Source organism: Dictyobacter sp. Z7_2, from assembly GCF_057551105.1.
The window spans coordinates 4,923,254-4,941,425 of record NZ_BAAJPE010000002.1 but is presented as its reverse complement, the minus strand read 5'-3'; the positions used below and the strand labels follow the sequence as shown (position 1 = coordinate 4,941,425).

15 protein-coding genes are annotated in these 18,172 nt (G+C 52.3%); 8 read left to right on the top strand and 7 right to left on the bottom strand.

What is annotated here, in order from left to right; all coding sequences use genetic code 11:
* The first annotated feature begins 84 nt into the window (after positions 1-84).
* The gene (locus AC27N8_RS34105) at positions 85-558 is read left to right on the top strand and encodes a DinB family protein (RefSeq protein WP_487073971.1); all 474 of its coding nucleotides are present in this window, start codon (positions 85-87) and stop codon (positions 556-558) included.
* 87 nt (positions 559-645) lie between these two features.
* The gene (locus tag AC27N8_RS34100) at positions 646-1,482 is read left to right on the top strand and encodes a MerR family transcriptional regulator (RefSeq protein WP_487073969.1); all 837 of its coding nucleotides are present in this window, start codon (positions 646-648) and stop codon (positions 1,480-1,482) included.
* A 34-nt stretch (positions 1,483-1,516) separates the two neighbouring features.
* Here the strand turns inward: AC27N8_RS34100 and AC27N8_RS34095 are convergent, their stop codons facing one another.
* The 3 genes from AC27N8_RS34095 to AC27N8_RS34085 form a co-directional block, all read right to left on the bottom strand.
* Positions 1,517-2,248, bottom strand: coding sequence for a hypothetical protein (locus AC27N8_RS34095; protein ID WP_487073967.1), 732 nt, complete (start codon positions 2,246-2,248; stop codon positions 1,517-1,519).
* Positions 2,249-2,578: 330 nt separating this feature from the next.
* Positions 2,579-2,761 carry a hypothetical protein gene (locus AC27N8_RS34090; RefSeq protein WP_487074843.1) on the bottom strand — a complete coding sequence of 61 codons (183 nt, stop codon included), beginning with the start codon at positions 2,759-2,761 and terminating at the stop codon, positions 2,579-2,581.
* Positions 2,712-3,041 (bottom strand): transposase, encoded by a 330-nt coding sequence (locus tag AC27N8_RS34085; RefSeq protein WP_487074810.1) that lies wholly within the window; start codon positions 3,039-3,041, stop codon positions 2,712-2,714. The genes AC27N8_RS34090 and AC27N8_RS34085 overlap by 50 nt, the downstream gene beginning before the upstream one ends.
* Positions 3,042-3,597: 556 nt before the next feature.
* Here AC27N8_RS34085 and AC27N8_RS34080 point away from each other — a divergent pair.
* The 5 genes from AC27N8_RS34080 (at position 3,598) to AC27N8_RS34060 (ending at position 10,880) form a co-directional block, all read left to right on the top strand.
* Positions 3,598-4,680: a LacI family DNA-binding transcriptional regulator gene (locus tag AC27N8_RS34080; RefSeq protein WP_487073965.1), complete on the top strand. Its 1,083-nt coding sequence runs from the start codon at positions 3,598-3,600 to the stop codon at positions 4,678-4,680.
* A gap of 224 nt (positions 4,681-4,904) precedes the next feature.
* Positions 4,905-6,227 (top strand): ABC transporter substrate-binding protein, encoded by a 1,323-nt coding sequence (locus AC27N8_RS34075; RefSeq protein ID WP_487073963.1) that lies wholly within the window; start codon positions 4,905-4,907, stop codon positions 6,225-6,227.
* A gap of 204 nt (positions 6,228-6,431) precedes the next feature.
* A complete protein-coding gene (locus AC27N8_RS34070; protein ID WP_487073961.1) occupies positions 6,432-7,349 on the top strand; it encodes a carbohydrate ABC transporter permease in 918 nt (305 codons plus the stop codon).
* A gap of 2 nt (positions 7,350-7,351) precedes the next feature.
* Complete coding sequence (locus tag AC27N8_RS34065; RefSeq protein WP_487073959.1) at positions 7,352-8,266, top strand: carbohydrate ABC transporter permease; 915 nt, start codon at positions 7,352-7,354, stop codon at positions 8,264-8,266.
* A gap of 268 nt (positions 8,267-8,534) precedes the next feature.
* Entirely contained in the window at positions 8,535-10,880 is a 2,346-nt protein-coding gene (locus AC27N8_RS34060) for a glycoside hydrolase family 3 N-terminal domain-containing protein (RefSeq protein WP_487073957.1), read from the top strand.
* A gap of 149 nt (positions 10,881-11,029) precedes the next feature.
* Here AC27N8_RS34060 and AC27N8_RS34055 read toward each other — a convergent pair whose 3' ends face one another.
* The 3 genes from AC27N8_RS34055 to AC27N8_RS34045 form a co-directional block, all read right to left on the bottom strand.
* The gene (locus AC27N8_RS34055; protein WP_487073955.1) at positions 11,030-11,827 is read right to left on the bottom strand and encodes a hypothetical protein; all 798 of its coding nucleotides are present in this window, start codon (positions 11,825-11,827) and stop codon (positions 11,030-11,032) included.
* A gap of 207 nt (positions 11,828-12,034) precedes the next feature.
* Complete coding sequence (locus AC27N8_RS34050; protein WP_487073953.1) at positions 12,035-12,880, bottom strand: SAM-dependent methyltransferase; 846 nt, start codon at positions 12,878-12,880, stop codon at positions 12,035-12,037.
* A 33-nt stretch (positions 12,881-12,913) separates the two neighbouring features.
* Positions 12,914-13,981 (bottom strand): ABC transporter substrate-binding protein, encoded by a 1,068-nt coding sequence (locus AC27N8_RS34045; RefSeq protein WP_487073951.1) that lies wholly within the window; start codon positions 13,979-13,981, stop codon positions 12,914-12,916.
* Between the two features lie 306 nt (positions 13,982-14,287).
* Between AC27N8_RS34045 and AC27N8_RS34040 the strand changes: the two genes are divergently transcribed.
* Positions 14,288-16,015: a serine/threonine protein kinase gene (locus AC27N8_RS34040; RefSeq protein WP_487073949.1), complete on the top strand. Its 1,728-nt coding sequence runs from the start codon at positions 14,288-14,290 to the stop codon at positions 16,013-16,015.
* A 24-nt stretch (positions 16,016-16,039) separates the two neighbouring features.
* Here the strand turns inward: AC27N8_RS34040 and AC27N8_RS34035 are convergent, their stop codons facing one another.
* Positions 16,040-18,154: a hypothetical protein gene (locus AC27N8_RS34035; protein ID WP_487073947.1), complete on the bottom strand. Its 2,115-nt coding sequence runs from the start codon at positions 18,152-18,154 to the stop codon at positions 16,040-16,042.
* Positions 18,155-18,172 lie beyond the last annotated feature (18 nt).

Here is an 18,172-nt window from a genome sequence, read left to right as displayed (position 1 = left end):
CCATCTGCTATACTCACAGCGACAAATAGTGCAGATGGTGAGTCGCTCCAGGCGGCCTCCCCGTATGGAAAGGATACTTTTTCTATGCCCAATAATATACAAGAGGATATTGTGGTACTGGTACAACATATGGCCAGCGTCCCTGAGCGCCTGGTACGCGCACTGGATAATAAGTCTCCAAAGCAATTGGGAGGCCGTCCCGGTCCCGATGAGTGGTCGGTCATCGAGGTCTTTGCCCATATGCGCGCCGTCGATGATATCATGACGTCCCGCATCTATACCCTGATGACACGCAGCAACGCCCTCCTCGTCGAGCTCGACGAACGACGCTGGGCCGAGATCGCTCATTATGTCAACCGAGACATCCATCAATCGCTCACCCTCTTCACCCTGCGACGCATCGAAGTCGTCACCGCTCTGCGCCATCTCTTCCTCGAAGACTGGCAGCGCAAAGGACTCCACGAAACAAAGGGGATGCAGAGCTTGTTCGATATCGTTCAAAATCTGGCGATTCACGAAGAGGAGCATTGTAAGCAAATCGAAAAATTGCTCTCCTGAGAATAATCTGGCCTCAAAACTGCGTCGCAAAAGGCTTGCATATGACGTTACGTCATACTTTATACTCCGAAGGAAAGGAGGAAGACCTTGGATCGTCAATACAAACATCGACATTACACGACCAGTCAATTTGCGCAGAAGGCTGCGGTTACGACGCGGACCTTGCGCTTCTACGACAAAGTTGGTCTGCTGGTCCCTTCGGAGTATACGCAGGCGGGACACCGGCTGTACTCAGACGAGGATCTGTGGAGCTTACAGCAGATTCTGGCGCTGAAGTTTCTTGGCTTCTCTCTCGAAGAGATCAAGATCTGCCTGCAAAATGATCCTGAGCGCTTATATGAGGCGCTGACTACGCAGAAGTTGATGATGCGCGAGAAGCGTCTTCAATTGGATCGCGTCATCGAGGCAATTGAGCAGGCTGAGACGGTGTTGCAGCGGGATCAAGGCTCCTGGGAGTCGATTATCAAGGTGATCCAGGTCATGCATATGGAACAAGATAAGGGATGGGTCAACACGTATCTGACCCCCGAGCAACAACAGAAGATGGCAGAGCTATCCAGCAAGTCATACAATCCTGAGGCGGCTCAGAAGCTGGCAGAATGGCGACAAAGTTGGACCGAGGAGGATCAGCAACGCGTCAGTCAGCAGTGGGATGCGGTCTTCGCGGACCTGAGACGTCTGGTGGCGGAGAAAAAAGATCCACGTGGTCCGGAGGGTCAGGCGCTGGCGCGGCAGCACAGCACGTTGATTGGACAGTTTACGCGTGGCGATGCCAATGTGGAGGCGGGTCTGAAAAAATGGTGGCAAGGCCACAATGAGCTTCCGGTCGAGGAGCGACCGCAGGCAGCCTATAGCTACAGCGACGAGGAATCAGCCTTCTTGCAAACAGCCTTGAAACACTATCAGCAAAGCCAGTCGAATTAGTTCCTTAAATGGCATACCGAGTCCAGCTGGAGCATCATCGCGCTCTGGCTGGACTTAGCAGGCGCTCTTGAATAGTCTCATGCATCGCGTACCAGGTACGTTGCCAGATCACCGAGATAGTATCAACCTGCCAGCTAAGCTGATCAGGCAGAGGAGCACTTTTTAGCGCGTGCAGCCATTGTTCACGGGTTGTCTGCAAGGGCGCGTGATATCTGAGCAAGGTAATGTGCGCCGACTTCGGCTGATAACGCGGAGCGACCGGAATATCTGCTTCGCGCAGTCGCGTGATGATCAATTGACGTGCCCGCTGCAATGTCTCATCCAGAGGGAGGAAGTTGAGGGCGCAGGCTTGCTGATCAAAGACCAGTTGAGGCGCGTCGACGACAGCAAGTGGCATACCGGTCATGATCTGTTCGGCACGAGGCAGCAAGCGCGACATCGCCACTGAGACCTCCATAGCAGTGCGTCCGGTCAGCATCTCGACAAAGGTCAGATGCAGGTCGGCGACCGGATAGTAGTATTGCGTCGGATCATAGCGTTTCAGATGATCCTGGATCGCCGCCACAGCAGCGATCACACTCGGTGGCAACCGCGCAATCAAGCTAATCCCGTAGCGATCATCCTCTTTAATACCGTTCTCAATCCCGCTTAAACGCTCATCAATGACAATCCCCTCGGTCAAGATCCGCTGCTCGCCTCTTGCCCGCTGGCTGGCAATATTACGCTCAAAACTTGCACGATCAAAATACATCGACGATAGCTGCATGAAAGTCTCTTTCGCTTTATAATCAAATATATTTAATTGATCTCCATCATAATATAAACGTCCCTGGCAGTGCAAAATCGTCACCTCTGAAGATACCCACGTAGCGGCGTCGGCTTGGCCACGCCGACCAGTAACTCGTACGAAACAGCTCGCCACGGCACCTGACCACGTGATCATACGGACGTGGTCGGCTTTGGCCACACCGACCAGTAACTCGTACGAAACAGCTCGCCACGGCACCTGACCACGTGATCATACGGACGTGGTCGGCTTGGCCACGCCGACCAGTAACTCGTACGAAACAGCTCGCCACGGCACCTGACCACGTGATCATACGGACGTGGTCGGCTTGGCCACGCCGACCAGTAACTCGTACGAAACAGCTCGCCACGGCACCTGACCACATTGAGCAAGGGCCTGCATTATCATACGGGACGTGGTCGGCGTGGCCAAGCCGACGCCGCTACGTGGGCTGTGGTGGAAAGGGAATGTGCCCGCACGAATTATATTCACATGCGTCTTTCATACTCTGCTTTCCTCGCTTAAGCACAGCCATGGCAGGATTGTTTAACATATACTTTCTTTGATTCTCCAAATCTTTTTCGTTTCGAACGATATGATCATAAAAATTCCGTTGCCAAAAGTGTCCCTGGTAGTCAGTATGTGTCGCTCGAACATAGTCTCGCCACACATTAGTACAGATTGATTTATAACCACCAATAATGCCTATAATACTTTTGGTGTTTTCTCTTCGTCCATGATGCCAGATAATACAATGCAAATGGTCTGGCATGATCACAATAAGATCTGGTGTGATACCTGCAAAATGGTTAGGGAGATGTTTCCATTCCTCCTGAAGGATATCTTCGACGGCCGGTATGCAAAAAAGGTTATCCTGGCGCTCATATGCACATATAGTTATGGCATAGGCTCCTGCTGTTTGATAGTCATAGTTGAGGAGATGCATACGTTTTCGAGGCTGGTAATATGTCTGCTGTGTTTTCTGTACATCTTTTGGCAAAGTATTTAACTCCTTTTTGTCAAAAATGGATTAGTGCCCATGATATACCTATACCCATTAAGTAGATGAAAAGCGGAAAGTATTATGCCTGTGTATACTGATTATTTGGAAGAATGTCACTCGTCCAAGTAACTTCACTTATCCCTCTACCATTTACCGATATTATTTTTCAGATTTGTACCGGTACAATTCCGGTATTCCAGCACATGCAGGACGAATATTCCGCACATTAAGGCGTATTTTATGACTATTTTGCACAGATTAGCTGAAGATGCGCGATTGTTTGATGCTTTATCCCTTGACAAACGCAGCTTTTTCGGGAATACTTATGACATATTCCGATAAAAGAGGCTGGTCAATTTCAACAATGGATCAATCTTCAACGAAGCGTAGCACTATCGCTGATATTGCTGCGAAGGCTGGGGTGTCTGTTCCAACAGTCTCACGTGTTCTGCATCATCGTCCCGATGTTGCTCCGGACACGCGCCGACGTGTGGAGCAGATAATTGAGGAGAGTGGGTTTACGCGAAGCCGAGAGCGATCTGCCTTACGGAAGGTGAGTAGCGGCATCGTTGATATGATTGTACCCGATCTTACCAATCTATATTCGGTTGAAATTGTGCGAGGGGTCGAGGAGGTGCTGGAACGGACTGATCTCCGCCTGGCTCTTTCTGTGACAGGTGAGTCACTCCAATTAGAGCAGCGTTGGCTAGCCAAGGTGCTTGGTGGAGCGACTGATGGGGCGATCCTGGTGCTGGCACTGGGGCAAACGCAACATCTGGAGATCCTGCGTGCCAATAAGATTCCGTTTGTGGTCGTGGATCATCGTGGTGAGCTGGCGGCCGATGTCCCTTCGGTGGGGGCGACCAACTGGTTCGGTGGACGTACAGCGACCGAGTATCTGATTTCACTCGGGCATTGCCGAGTGGCTATGATTACTGGTCCGTCATCGCATCAGTGTAGTCGTGATCGTATTGCTGGCTATAAAGCCGCGTTGGAAGAGGCGGGTATTCCTATCGATCCTATGTTAATCCGGCCTGGCGCGTTTAGTCAGACCTCTGGCTACGAACAGACGTGCGAATTGTTGGATTTTGACAATCCACCAACCGCGATATTCGCAGGAAGCGATGCTCAGGCAATGGGAGTCTATAGTGCTCTCCATACGCGTGGGCTCTCGGTTCCAGCCGATATGAGTGTGGTCGGCTTCGACGATGTGGCAATCGCATCGCTGGTGACTCCCGCACTGACAACTGTGCGCCAACCGTTAACTGAAATGGGTCGCATGGCAACAAGGATGTTGTTACGCCATATTTCGGAAGAACCTCTCGATAGTATGCGCGTCGAGTTAACCACGAACCTTGTCGTTCGGGACTCGTGCGCTCCCTTACATCGCATGAGGAGAGAGGGGTGATTGTTGGTCTTGCTACAATCAACGCTTTAGAGCTAAGATTGTATGAGCATCAATGTAAACATCGGCAAACTTCAATGATTGAGGTGACGCCACGTTTTCTCCCGCAAGCATGGATGTATGTTGGGCGCGTTTGATTATTTTGATATCATCATCAATTATACGATGAACTAGATCAGGCTCGGTTGAGTGGCCTGGTAGGCAGAGATGCCAGAAGAGGCGAAGAGATGCAATCTAAGCTATCACGTCGTAGATTTTTAGAAGTAACCGGTGCTGCCGCGATGGCAACATCATTGGCTGGTTGTTTCGGCGTTGGTGGAACTTCTACCACATCAAATGGTGGAAGCACATCAACTGTGACAGTCTGGGATATCCGTACCGGCAATGAGAAGAAAGTCGTCCAGACCGCTGCCGACTCATTTAATAAGAGTCAGACAGCGATTAAAGTAGTCGTCAACTACTACGAGAACGATCCTTACAAGCAAAAATTACAAGTTGCCATGGGCGCAAAGAATCCACCCGATGTCTTCTTTGGTTGGGGCGGCGGTGGTCTCAAATCCTACATTGATGCCGGCGATGTCTATGACATGACAGCCGATCTCAATGCAGATACCGCCTGGAAGGACAAATTCTTCCCTGCCATTCTCTCTGGAGCTACCTTCGATGGCAAGATCTATGGTGTTCCAACCTCTGGTATGCAAACGGTCTCATTCTTCTATAATAAGACCCTGTTCAAGCAGCTCAATATTACCGTGCCCAAGACATGGAATGATTTCATCAAAGCCATTGATGCGTTGAAAGCCAATAAGGTCATCCCAATTGCTCTGGCTGGTGCCAGCAAATGGCCATACCTGATGGTTGCCGAGTATCTCGTCGACCGCCAGGGAGGCTCACAGGTCTTCACATCGGTCTTTAATGGTGAGAAGAATTCATGGTCGCAGGATGCTTTCATCAAGGCAAACACGACGATCCAGGATCTTGTCAAGATGGGCGCCTTCGGCACATCCTATACCTCGACCACGGCTGATACCAACCAGGATGCGGCTCTGCTCTATACCGGAAAAGCCGGCATGATGTTACAGGGTAACTGGAACTTCTCAACCATCCAGACCAACAAGCCTGATTTCATTACCAACGATCTTGGCTGGTTCCCCTTCCCAACCGTTGATGGTGGCACAGGCGATCCTTCCGACGTCTACGGCAACCCTTGTAACTTCAACTCCATCTCGTCTACGGCCAAATCGCCCAAGAATGCTGTTGAGTACCTGAAAAAGGCTGTCTTGAGTGACGCCCAGGTGACTGGCTATATCGGCGTTGGTGACGTCCCGCCGGTAAAAAATCTCGAATCTCAGCTATCGAAGGCGCAGAACAGCGAGTGGTTGCTCTATAACTACAATCTGGCACTCAATGCGAAAAGCTTCCAGTTGTCATGGGACCAGGCTCTGGCTCCAACGCCAGCGCAGGCCGTCTTGACCAATCTGGACCAGATCTTCTTGAACCAGATTACTCCCAAGCAGTTCTCGGATAACATGAATAAAACACTGGCCTAGTCTGATCTCAGATAAGCTGTGTTGAACTCTGGTTTCCTTTACCGCTGGTTCAAGTCCAAGTTCGGGGCTCAGCGTTGAGATCTGTCAGCTTCGATTTCGATTTAACCAGGATACAGTCCTCCTCTTTAGTAACAGAAGAGGAGGACATGCCTCATAGAGCGGAACGCAGCTGTAATAGTAGAATTCCCCAGATAGGAGAGCGCTATGAGCGCATCGATAAAAACAACACAAGCTGCGAAGCAGTCAAACTTGTTCGTGATACTTTGGACTGTGCCAGCATTACTATTCTATGTCGCCTTTGCGATCATTCCTCTATTTATCGCCCTGTACCTGAGCTTTACCGATTGGAATGGTCTCACCGACGCCAAATGGATCGGATTACAGAACTGGGTCGGCCTGTTATCCGATGCGGTGACCGGTCAATCCCTCTTGCTCACCATTGAAGTGATGCTTTTGAGTTGGATCGTTCAGACGCCTTTAAGTATCATGCTGGGTGTCTTTATGGCTGGCGCCCAAAAGTATCGCGCCGTTTTGAGCGTGCTATTCTTTCTCCCCTTACTCTTCTCGGCTGTTGCCATCGGTATCACCTGGCAATCACTTTTAGATCCAAACTTTGGCCTGGTCGATATTCTCCTGAAATCGATTGGCCTCTCAGGGCTGGCACTGGGCTGGTTGGGAGATCCACATCTGGCATTTTACGTCGTGCTGGTCATCATTTGCTGGGAATTTATCCCCTTCCATGCGCTGCTCTATCTTGGCGGTGCGCGTCAGATTCCCAAAGAGCTCTATGAAGCGGCAAACATCGATGGTGGTGGACGCATCCAAAATTTCTTTGGCATCACCTTGCCACAGCTGAAATACACGATTATAACCTCGACTACCCTGATCTTCACAGGCTCACTGACCTACTTTGACCTCTTCTGGGTGACCACACAAGGAGGCCCGGGCTATGCCACGCGTGTCCTCCCACTACAAATGTACATCACAGCTTTCAAAAACCAGCAGGTTGGCTATGGTAGCATGATCGCTGTCGTGCTGGCCATCTTTGGTATTCTGCTCTCGTTCCTGCTGCTACGCTTCACCGGTTTCAGCAAGATGTCAAGCCAGTTAGAGGGACTATAACTATGTCGTTACAACAAGAAAACCAACCTGTTTTACAAACCAATCTCCCATCACAAGTTGTGACCGAAAAGCCCAAAGCGCGGAAAACATCATTTCGTCCAACTTCTCTCTGGGAGATCGTGCCGGCGTTTCTGGGTCTGCTCTGGCTCATTTTTTCGATGTATCCCATCATTTACATGCTCTTCACCAGCTTTCGCCCGCTGGCAGACATGTATTCCGATGCACCCTGGTCATTCCCGTCCCAACCGACACTCGAAAATTACGTGAATGTGATCGAGACCGGCTTTGCTACCTACTTTGCCAATACTGTCTTCGTCACAGTCATCAGTGTCTTGCTGATCCTGGTCGTTTCATTGCTCGCCGCCTATGCGATCTCGCAGGTGCGCAACGGCTTGACGCAAGGCATCTTCAACTTGTTCCTGCTGGGATTGGCGATCCCCTTACAGGCCACCATTATTCCCATTTACGCGATCGTGATCCGTCTGGGCCTCTATGATAGCCTGTTTGCGCTGATCTTGCCATCGATCGCCTTTGGCATTCCGCTCTCGATTCTCGTCCTGGTCACCTATGTCCGAGACATCCCCAACGAGCTGCACGAATCGATGCTCCTCGATGGAGCCGGACATTTTCGCATCCTGATGAGCCTCGTCGTGCCGTTGTCGCGACCAGCCATCATTACCGTGATCATCTACGAAACAATCCAGGTATGGAACAGCTTCCTCTTCCCACTCGTCCTGACACAGAGTGACAGCGTAGCCGTGCTACCACTCTCTCTGGCAAACTTCCAGGGACAGTTCAGCACCAATGTACCAGCGATCATGGCGGCGGTCTTTCTCTCGGCCACCCCAATCATCCTGCTCTACATCTTCGGCAGACGCCAGCTCCTCGGTGGATTGGTCGCCGGCTTTAGCAAATAACGTACAACGATTCTGTTGATCATATGATGTGTTCATTGATACATTTCATGGGCACATCATTTTACATCTTTTGCTTATAATTAACCCAAATGTAGCACAGGGGTTTTACGCCCCTGTGAGGTACCCATACCACTCATGTCCCATGTTCGGCTCCCAGCGCCTCCCTGGCAATAGATCAATGGAGCGTCTTTGACGCTATGGGAGCTCACAGGGGCGTAAAACCCCTGTGCTACATTTGCGGTGTTAATTCTTATAAGGAGCAGCAATAATGTCTACAACGTCCTATCGGGATGCGCACGCGCCCGTTGATGAGCGGGTCGAGGATCTGCTCTCCCTGATGACTCTGGAGGAGAAGCTAGCACAACTGGGCTGTCTCTGGAGTACCGCATTCGTCAGCACGGGTACCTTCGATGCCAAGGCTGTCGCGGAGATGATGCCGCACGGGATTGGTCAGGTAACGCGTATCGGTGCCTCGACGGGACTGCATCCTCAGGAGAGCGCGGCCTATATGAATGATCTGCAAAAGATTGCGGTTGAACAGACGCGCTTAGGCATCCCGATCATCGTGCACGAAGAGTCGACTGGAGGCTTCTGCCATCGCGACGCGACCGTCTTCCCACAGGGTCTGGGATTGGCCGCCAGCTGGGACCCGGCCCTGGTCAAGCAGGTCGCCGACGTGATTCGACGACAGATGCTGGCAGTCGGTGCACGACATGCTCTGGCTCCTGTGCTCGATGTGGCCCGTGATCCTCGCTGGGGACGTGTTGAAGAGACCTATGGAGAAGATCCTATCTACAACGGCATCATTGGGAGCGCCTACGTCCAGGGACTTCAGGGCTCCAGTCTGGAGGAGGGCATCGCCGCTACCGGCAAGCATTTTCTGGGTTACGCGATGTCTGAGGGCGGACGCAACTGGGGGCCGGTCCAGCTTGGACCACGCGAGCTGCGCGAGGTCTATGCCGAGCCATTCGCGGCCGTGATCCGCAACGCCGGATTAGCCACCATCATGAACTCGTACGCCTCCGTCGACGGCATCCCGTGCGCCGGCAGTCCAGCCATCCTGACCGAGCTCCTGCGCGACGAACTTGGCTTCAAAGGTACCGTAGTCGCCGATTACTCGTCGGTTCCTATGCTGATGGACTATCATCACGTGGCCGCCAACAAGGGCGAGGCAGCACGACTGGCGCTCACTGCTGGACTCGATATGGAGCTTCCCACGCTCGACTGCTATGGAACGCTCCAGGACGAAGTTGAGTCTGGACGCCTCTCGCAGGAGATCGTCGACACCTCTGTACGTCGTGTCCTGCGCCTCAAGTTCGATCTTGGACTCTTTGAGCATCCCTACGTTGACGCCGAGAACGCTGCCGAGGTCTTTCAGACAGCTGAGCAGCGTGCCCTGGCTCGTCAAGCGGTCGCAGAATCCGTCATCTTGCTCAGCAACGACGGCGTCCTGCCGCTGGCTCCCACAGTCAAGCGCGTCGCCGTCATCGGACCAGGAGCCGACGATCAGAGGTTGCTCCAGGGGGACTATCATTACCCGGCCCATCTAGAATTGATCTATGCAGTCAAGCAGGATGTGGATATCGCTGGACTCGCCGTCCCGCAGGCCAATGGACGCTATCGACCAGGTCCATACTACACACCGCATGTCACTCCACTGGCCGGATTGCGTGAGGCCCTGGGCTCAGAGGTCGAGATCAGCTACGCCAAAGGCTGTGATGTCTTCGGGGATGATCAATCGGGCTTCGCGGAAGCCAGCCAGCTCGTCAAGAACGCCGACGTCGCCATCGTCGTGGTGGCCGGCAAGAGCGGACTCCTGCGACCGGTCACAGTAGGAGAAGGAAACGACGCCACCAATCTGGATCTCACTGGAGTCCAGCAAGAGCTCATCGACACCCTTGTCGGCAAAGGCACACCCGTGGTCGTCGTTGTCCTCAGCGGACGCATCCACACGCTGGCCAGCGCCGCAGCCAGCGCCAACGCCCTGCTCCAGGTCTATCCTCCAGGAGAAGAGGGCGGCAACGGATTGGCCGATATTCTCACCGGAAAAGTCAGTCCGAGCGGACACCTAACAGTCAGCATGCCCCGCTCCGTGGGACAGATCCCCAATTCCATCGGATCTCGCGCCGGTGGCGATCGCGCCATGTTCTTCGACGATTATACCGATTCGCCAACAACTCCACTCTTCCCTTTTGGACACGGCTTGAGCTATACCACCTTCGCCTATAGTGACCTGTCGATCGACGTTCACAGCAGCGTCGATCCGATCGAGATCTCCGTCGACGTGCGCAATAGCGGCGAGCGCGACGGCGCAGAAGTTGTCCAGCTCTACGTACGCGACATGGTCGCCTCCGTCGCCCGACCAGAGCATATCCTGCTCGGATTCGCCCGCATCTCGCTCGCGGCGGGAGAGTCACAGCGTGTCACCTTTAGCGTCCATCCATCGCGACTCGCCTTCTACAATCCGCAGATGCGCTACGTCACCGAGCCCGGCGACTTCACCTTCAGCATCGGAGCATCCTCGGCCGACATCCGCGCCAGCCAGACCGTCACGCTCAGCGGACAGACCGTCGAATACCTCCAACGCGAAGTGGTCGACACAGTCGTCAAGTAGTTCTGTACGCTTGCTTACATATTGTAAAAGTCAGGGAGAAATACTCTTTCACTTGAGTAAGTATGCGACGATAGCCGACGTTACGGCGTTGGCTATCGTCGGCAAGCCAGTACTCGCACGATACCTTCCTTCTACGTTCATAATAAATTCTAGACCATACTTGTCTCCTGCTCTGGGTACTTGAGATTTAAGAGAGCACCTTCACGCTCGCTGTGATAGATTTGTCCTGTTCCGTACTCTGAAGGAACATGATCTGGAGCATGACGATAGAGGCCGTGGTCATTCCACTTACTCATAACCTCTGTTACTTTGAATGTGTCACCTTGAGATTGTTCTACTTTCGTAACAATCCCACTATGTTGAATCTCGCCATCAGTATTGCGATAGATAATGACATCTCCTACCAGAGGCTTTGATGTTTGCTGATAGCCATTATCACTGAGAATCTTTTGAACTTCCTTCGGACTTGTGACCCATCCTGCACCTCCGAGAAAAGTAAAACCATGACAATTATACCCAGTTCCTGGTTCCCCCACCAACTCAATCTTATCAAGCACCTTCCCCATCCCTCGCGTCTTTAAGTATTCCCTTTCTCCTTTCTGTATCTCTTTACTACTGGTTGGCTCCTGGGAACGGAAAGCTCGATTCGGTGTCGACCGAAGCGCGATGTCATTACCTGCGTCGGTTTCAAAACGCGCCCCCGCGGGTGACTGGAAGGCTCGTGTGTACTGTGGCAGTTCATCATATTTTTTCGTCTTATGAAGTCGGCTAATGATATCCCAACGTTGCTTATCTCCTATTGAAGCATTGGTACGGTTATGAGCAAAGATATCAGAAGAGCCTTCAGAAGATGCTTCACCCCGTTTTATTCGGAAGAAGCTTCTTAAAACATCGAATCCCCCCGAAGAGCTTTTTCCCTTGACCTCTTTTATTTTGTCTACTGACATTTTGGCTTCTTTCTTTTCAGCGCGTTTTCTTATCCTCTTCAAGAATACATTGAATGTTTGATTTTAACAACCATGGCCACCCACGACAACATCAAACACGCCTGCTTTGAGCCAGCATTAATTACATCTCGTTACAACAGGAGGGCTCTCAGGAAGTCGGATGACTTCTCTGAGAGCCCTTTCCCTTGGAGCAATGCTTATCAATACTTAGATGGCATCTACCTTCTGAGCGGAGACAAGCCACTGGTAGGGCTTGTCGGGGATGGGAGTGGCAGGAAAGACGGGATAGCGTGGGCGGTCATATTTTTCCGCTTGCTCAACCGCGTTCGAGACAGTGGCCTGCCAGCCGAGTTCGTGCAAATAAGCGGCAGGATCATCCATTGTGCCGATCCAGGGAGTACCATAGCTGGCGAGGCGATCTGCTCGCTGCCTGGTCCAGGGTGAGGTGAGGAAGGCGTTGTTGATGATGTCAAAGCCAAGCCAGCTGCCGGGCGCGGTGAGGCTGTTGACTTCATCGAGAAGGTGAGCAATGGTGTCGTTGGGCAGATAAAATAGAATACCTTCGATGAGCCAGGCCGATGGCTGCTGGGGATCAAAGCCCGCTTTCAGGAGTGGTTCTTTCCAGGGCTGAGTCAGATCCACCGGGACGGTCTGCCGCTCACAGGTGGCTGTGGCCCCTTCCTGAGCCAGCACACTGTCCTTGTATTCGAGAACGGCGGCCTGATCAAGCTCAAAGAGATGGGTGTGAGCGGGCCATTTGAGTCGAAAGGCACGTGTGTCGAGTCCGGCGGCGATGAGTACCACCTGTCGCACGTTCTCGCGAGAGGTGGCATGTTGAAGCACATCATCTAAGAAACGGGTGCGCACAATAATTGATGATCCTGCGTCTTCGGCGCTCTTATCAACCCATGTGATGCCAACCTCAGTAGCGAGTGCTGCGGCCCAGGGATCGTTGAAGAGGCGATCCGGGCGTAAGCTCTCGCTAGCGCGGGCACCGGCAGTCCAACGCGATGTGGAGCCGAGGAGTTGCTTGGATGTCGAATTCGTTTGCATCTTTCTTTTTTCCTGTCTATGCTGTTTTGAACGTCAGGACGATTTGACGTTCAGGGCGCTCGCGATCGTACTGCTCGCGATTATGACATTATAATCTGGCGATGTTTTGATCAGGCCAGCTTGCCGATGAAATTGGACGGCTTTATCGTATGCCTGCTGATCAACTTGTGGGGTCCGCGCCAGGATCGGTTGAAGCGTCGCCAGAGTAGTCTGAGCCACCTTCTGGTCCATCTTAAGATAGCTGGCCAAAAGTGTCAAGGCTTGCGTGGGATGATCAAGGATGTAGGTCTCAGCTTGCGCGATGGCTCGAATAAAAGCTTGAACCGCCGCCGACTTGTTTTGGATCGCACTCTGGCTGGTATAAAATACTCCCTGGAGCTCACCATTCATCGATGGGATATCTCCACGATTGGGGCTGATCAAAATAGAGCCAATATTTTTAGCTTCGGCGATCTGTCCAATCGGTGAGAAGAAGGAGAGCGCATCGACACGGCCGGTACTCAGTGCGCTCAGGACCGCTGTGCTATCCGAGCCAAGATTGACCAGGACAGCGTCTTTGTCGGCATTGAGTCCCTGCGTCTTAAATAAATAGGTGACAAGAGCCGCCGTTCCACTGCCAGGACCAGTGATCCCGATTTTCTTGCCGCGTAGCGCTTTCACACGATCTGCCAGCGAACTGCTCGCTGTAAGCTTCGTCTCCTGTTCAAACTTTTTGCTGGCAATTATATCGACATAATAGCTATTAACTAGAGATCCAATCACCTTTGTGGTCGTATCCACTTTTGAGACATTAAAAACCTCGGTGATCACTCCGCCCCCAATGTCAAGGCTGCCCGATCTGATCGCCGCCACCAACTTCGCACCCGTCCCCAGCAATGGACGTGAAGAACTGATATCCAGCTTTTGTGCCTTAAAAAATCCCTGTTTGTCTGCCACATAAAATGGAAAATATGCGATAGAGTTACTGATTTGTCCCACTTTAAGCGTCGTAAGTGGCGCGGTCTTATCTTGCGCTGCCGGAGAGCTCCCACAGCCGGACAGCTCTAAAGCCAGAAGCGACACAATCATAAGCGGAAACAGTATCCGTATAAAAGAACGCATTAATCCCCCCTTTTTGGAATTTATTTAGTAGAGCGCCTATTATAACACATTGACATATAGAAATTCTATACTTTATGAAGTCTCTGGAGTAGATTAATTCTCTGAATACTTGGGTACACAGTAGCAAATCTATAAATAAAATATCTTCATTTCGAGGAGAACCTGCCCGTATCCCTCGCTGGAAGGACCGATTTTCTTCAGCAAGTAGAACCTTCGCCTCAATTTGATATGCAGGAAAGAATAGTACGTTGTATATAGTAAGAGGCTTTATTAGCAATTTGATTGAAGGATCAGAAGGAGAATGATATGACGTCACGCGTAGGTCAGCAGCTCGGAAATTATCGCCTGACGCAGTTGGTGGGAGCTGGTGGCTTCGCAGAGGTGTATGTGGGAGAGCATGTGCATTTGGGCACACAGGCAGCGATTAAAGTCCTGCATACCCAGTTAGGAGATGAGAAAGCCAGCGAGGGTTTTCGCAAAGAGGCTCGTATCATCGCTCAATTGACGCATCCAAATATTGTCCGCGTGCTTGAGTTCGGAGTAGAGAATACAGTCCCCTTTCTCGTCATGGATCATGCTCCCCACGGATCGCTGCGCCAGTGGTATGCCAGAGGTAAGATCGTGCCGCTGAACAGCATTGTGATCCACACGAAGCAGATTGCGTCCGCATTGCAGTATGCACACCAGCACAAAATCGTCCATCGAGACATCAAGCCAGCAAACATGCTCATCGGACGCCAGAACGAGGTCCTGGTCAGCGATTTTGGTATCGCCGTCATCTCCCAGAGCTCCCATCATCAGGCCGAGCAAGACATGGCTGGTACGGTCGCTTATATGGCACCGGAACAGATCCAGGCCCACGCCAGGCCCGCCAGCGATCAGTATTCGCTGGCCATTATGGTCTACGAAGGTCTGTGTGGACAACGACCATTTGATGGCACGTTTCCTGAGATCGCGGTCAAGCAGATGACAGTCCAGCCCCCATTACTCCATACATTGATCTCGATTTCACCAGCAGTCGAGCAGGTTATTTTCAAGGCACTGGCAAAAGATCCATCGCAACGCTTCGCGCAGATAAGCGATTTCGCCCAGGCATTAGAGCAGGCGGCTCATGGATCGACTGCCACCATGTACACAAACACTCCGACGGACTACCTCAACCAGTCCAATCCAGCCCAGCCAGCGCCGCTGCAGGGAATATTGGCACCGGTCCAGACGGTACAGGCAACGCAGATGATGCAGACGCCACCCTATGCCAATCAGGTAACGCCAAGCTCATTCGTCCCGCCAACTCAACGCATGTATCCATCGACGCAGTCTGATCCATACTCAGAGCCACTGGCACAACTGACCTTGACGCCCTTGCTCTCGCCATTGACTCAAAAAATCGATCAGACGAACCAGACATCAACATCTTATACTGGCCTCTTCATTCCCAGCTTCTTACTGATTGGACTCTATGTCCTGATCATGCTCTCATCGTTCAGCTCAATCTTTTCCTCCGACTCATTCACCGCCATGCAAGCATTCATCAACTCCAATCAGAAAACAGCCATGCCTTTCAGCTACCTCATCTGGCTAAATCTGACCATGCCGTTAGAAGTCCTGCTCGCAGGCCCGGTACTGGGAACGCGACGAGGATTCATCGCTGTAGCGATCTCTTTTGCCATCTACGCCGTGTTAGACCTGGTCTATTTTCACTCGGTGCTGAACCTGCTGCCTCTGGTTAGCTTTCTCCTCACGCCCCTGCTCGTAGGACAGCTGTATAACAGCAAACGCTCCGATGGCTTCGTAAAGGTCAACGTACGCTTCTTGTTGGGCGCTATTCTGATGCTGGCGTGCTACCGCTTCATCAATCATTTCGTCTACCAGACTGGTCCATACTCGACGCTGCGCGTCATTTTAGCGATCTTTCTTTATGGCTTCGGCGCCTCTCTGCTGGCACTCGTGGCCACGTTCATGGAGCGCCTGGTCCGCTTCTTTGTGGAGACCCTGATCAAAAGCCAGCGTCGCAAAAACGTGCGCATCATGTAGGATTGTACGCGCTTAGCGCCCCCGCTACTTTTTGTAGGCGTCGAGGAGCTCGTAGTAGAGCCCCTGGCGAATGGCAATCGTGACACTGTCGCGCAGTCGCTCGTCGGCGGTGCCATCGAGCAGGGCCTGCGCCTCCTCGTCGGGCAGCGGGACGTGCAGACGCGGAGCCAGTGCGACCAGCTCGGCAGCGGTCAATGGTCGTTCCGCGACCTCGCGGCGGACGTGCTGCTCGTAGTTGTACGCTGCGACGAAGGCATCGACGCTCTCATCCTTCTGCTCGCGTTGCTGCTGAGCGGCGTCAGAGCGCCGCTCGTGGTACATGCGCTGATAATTGCCATCCTGGCGCATATCCGCGATGGTCGAGATCTGATCGTCGACGCGCTTCTGGAGCTCATGGAAGAAGAGTGGCATCCCATTGGGCTGTCCATAGCTATCGCGACTGCGGAAGTTTTTGTGGCGAATATGATCGCGCACGGTGAACATCAGATCGGAGAAGTATAGGTCGGGATCGTTCATGGTGTACTCGTCATTAACCTGATTGATGTTCAGCAGCCGGTTGTAGAGCGTGCGGGCACGCGTGCGCGATGAGTTGGGCTGAGCGTCATGCAGGTCGTTGGAGATATGATGCAGTGCCGCTCTGGATCTCTTCTGGAGGATGACCGGTAGTTCTGGGTCATTGACGGCCACCACCGGGACAGCCTCAACCGGATCAACGGGATCATCCAGAAGATCGGACTCATCCATCTCGACTGGCTCAACCCGCTCAGTTTTCACCAGCGTCAATGCTCTGGCCGCCGGTTCACTATCTGCCTGCTCCAACGCATGTGGCTGCTCCTGTGGCGGTCTCTGTTTTTGTACCTGTCCCTGCTGTTGTGCGTTTCTGGCTTGCTCGCTTGCTTCTTTTTCTTGCTCGCTTGCTTCGCCCCATTGCCTGTGAATGCTAGCTGCTTGTATGTCTGCTTTTCTTTTCTGCCTGTTCGCTGCTTTCTCTCGATTGCTTGCTGGTATGGAAGTGTCGTCCTCGTCAGAGATAGGCATATCCTCATCCATATGAGACAGATCCAAAGCGGTAGCAGCCATACAGGCATGATCATTCACTCCATGAAAAAATTGCATTGGAGTCTGTTTCGAATTCGAGTTCGACGTATCTAAATTTTTTATATTTGTATTTGTCTTCTTCGAGTTCGAATTCGAACTCGAAGAAAGTAACGTAATATTATTTATAATATTACTCGAATTCGAAACGTGCGCGGGTGTGTGCGCGAGCGCATGCGCGGGCGCGTGCATCTGATCAGAAGAGAAGACGGAGGATGCGGACACGAATGTCCCCAGGTGTTTTTTTGCGGACGAGGACATCGATGTCCCTGAGATCATTTCCGCGACCGAGGACATCGATGTCCCCAGGTGTTTTTTATCAGGCGAGGACATTGATATCTCCGAGTACTGCTCATCAGATGAGGACATCGATGTCCCCGAGTACTGCTCATCAGATGAGGACATCAATGTCCCTGAGTACTGCTCATCGGATGAGGACACCGATATCCCCGAGCGCATCTCATCAGGCGAGGACATCGATGTCCCCACAAGCGTCTCATCGGATGAGGACATGAATGTCTCTGGGGGATCAAGATACGCCAGCATATCCAGATCATCAAAGCCTTCTTTCTCATGACCCTGATTGGCTACGCACTCGGGATGCTGCCGCTTCCACTCTTCGTGCGCACAGATGCACGCAAAAATTTTGTCGAGGAAGGGATTGCAGTCGAACGATTTGAGTTTCGTCTTTTTTCCGCGCTCGTCGTAACAGGGCGTGATGATGATCAGTCCCTTCTCGGCCATCGCCTTGAGCTTGCGGCGGATCTGACGCATACTCAATTTGAAGCGTCCCAGCAGCAGGTTGGGATCGAAGCAAGCGACGGGACCGTTCTTCAGGGGGCTACTGTACACGACGGCACGGAGTATCGCCAGCTCCCAATCGGTCGCCTGGGTATCGGGATAGTATTTTTCAATCGCAAAGGGGAGGATCATCATCCCATCGGAAAGAAGCTCCCATCCGAAGTAATTGCCCCAGGCCTGCTCCAGTGGAGACTCCGGACCCAGGATGTCTGTGACGTGTTCGGCAGTAAGGCATGCACTCATTGGCTGACCTCCTATCAT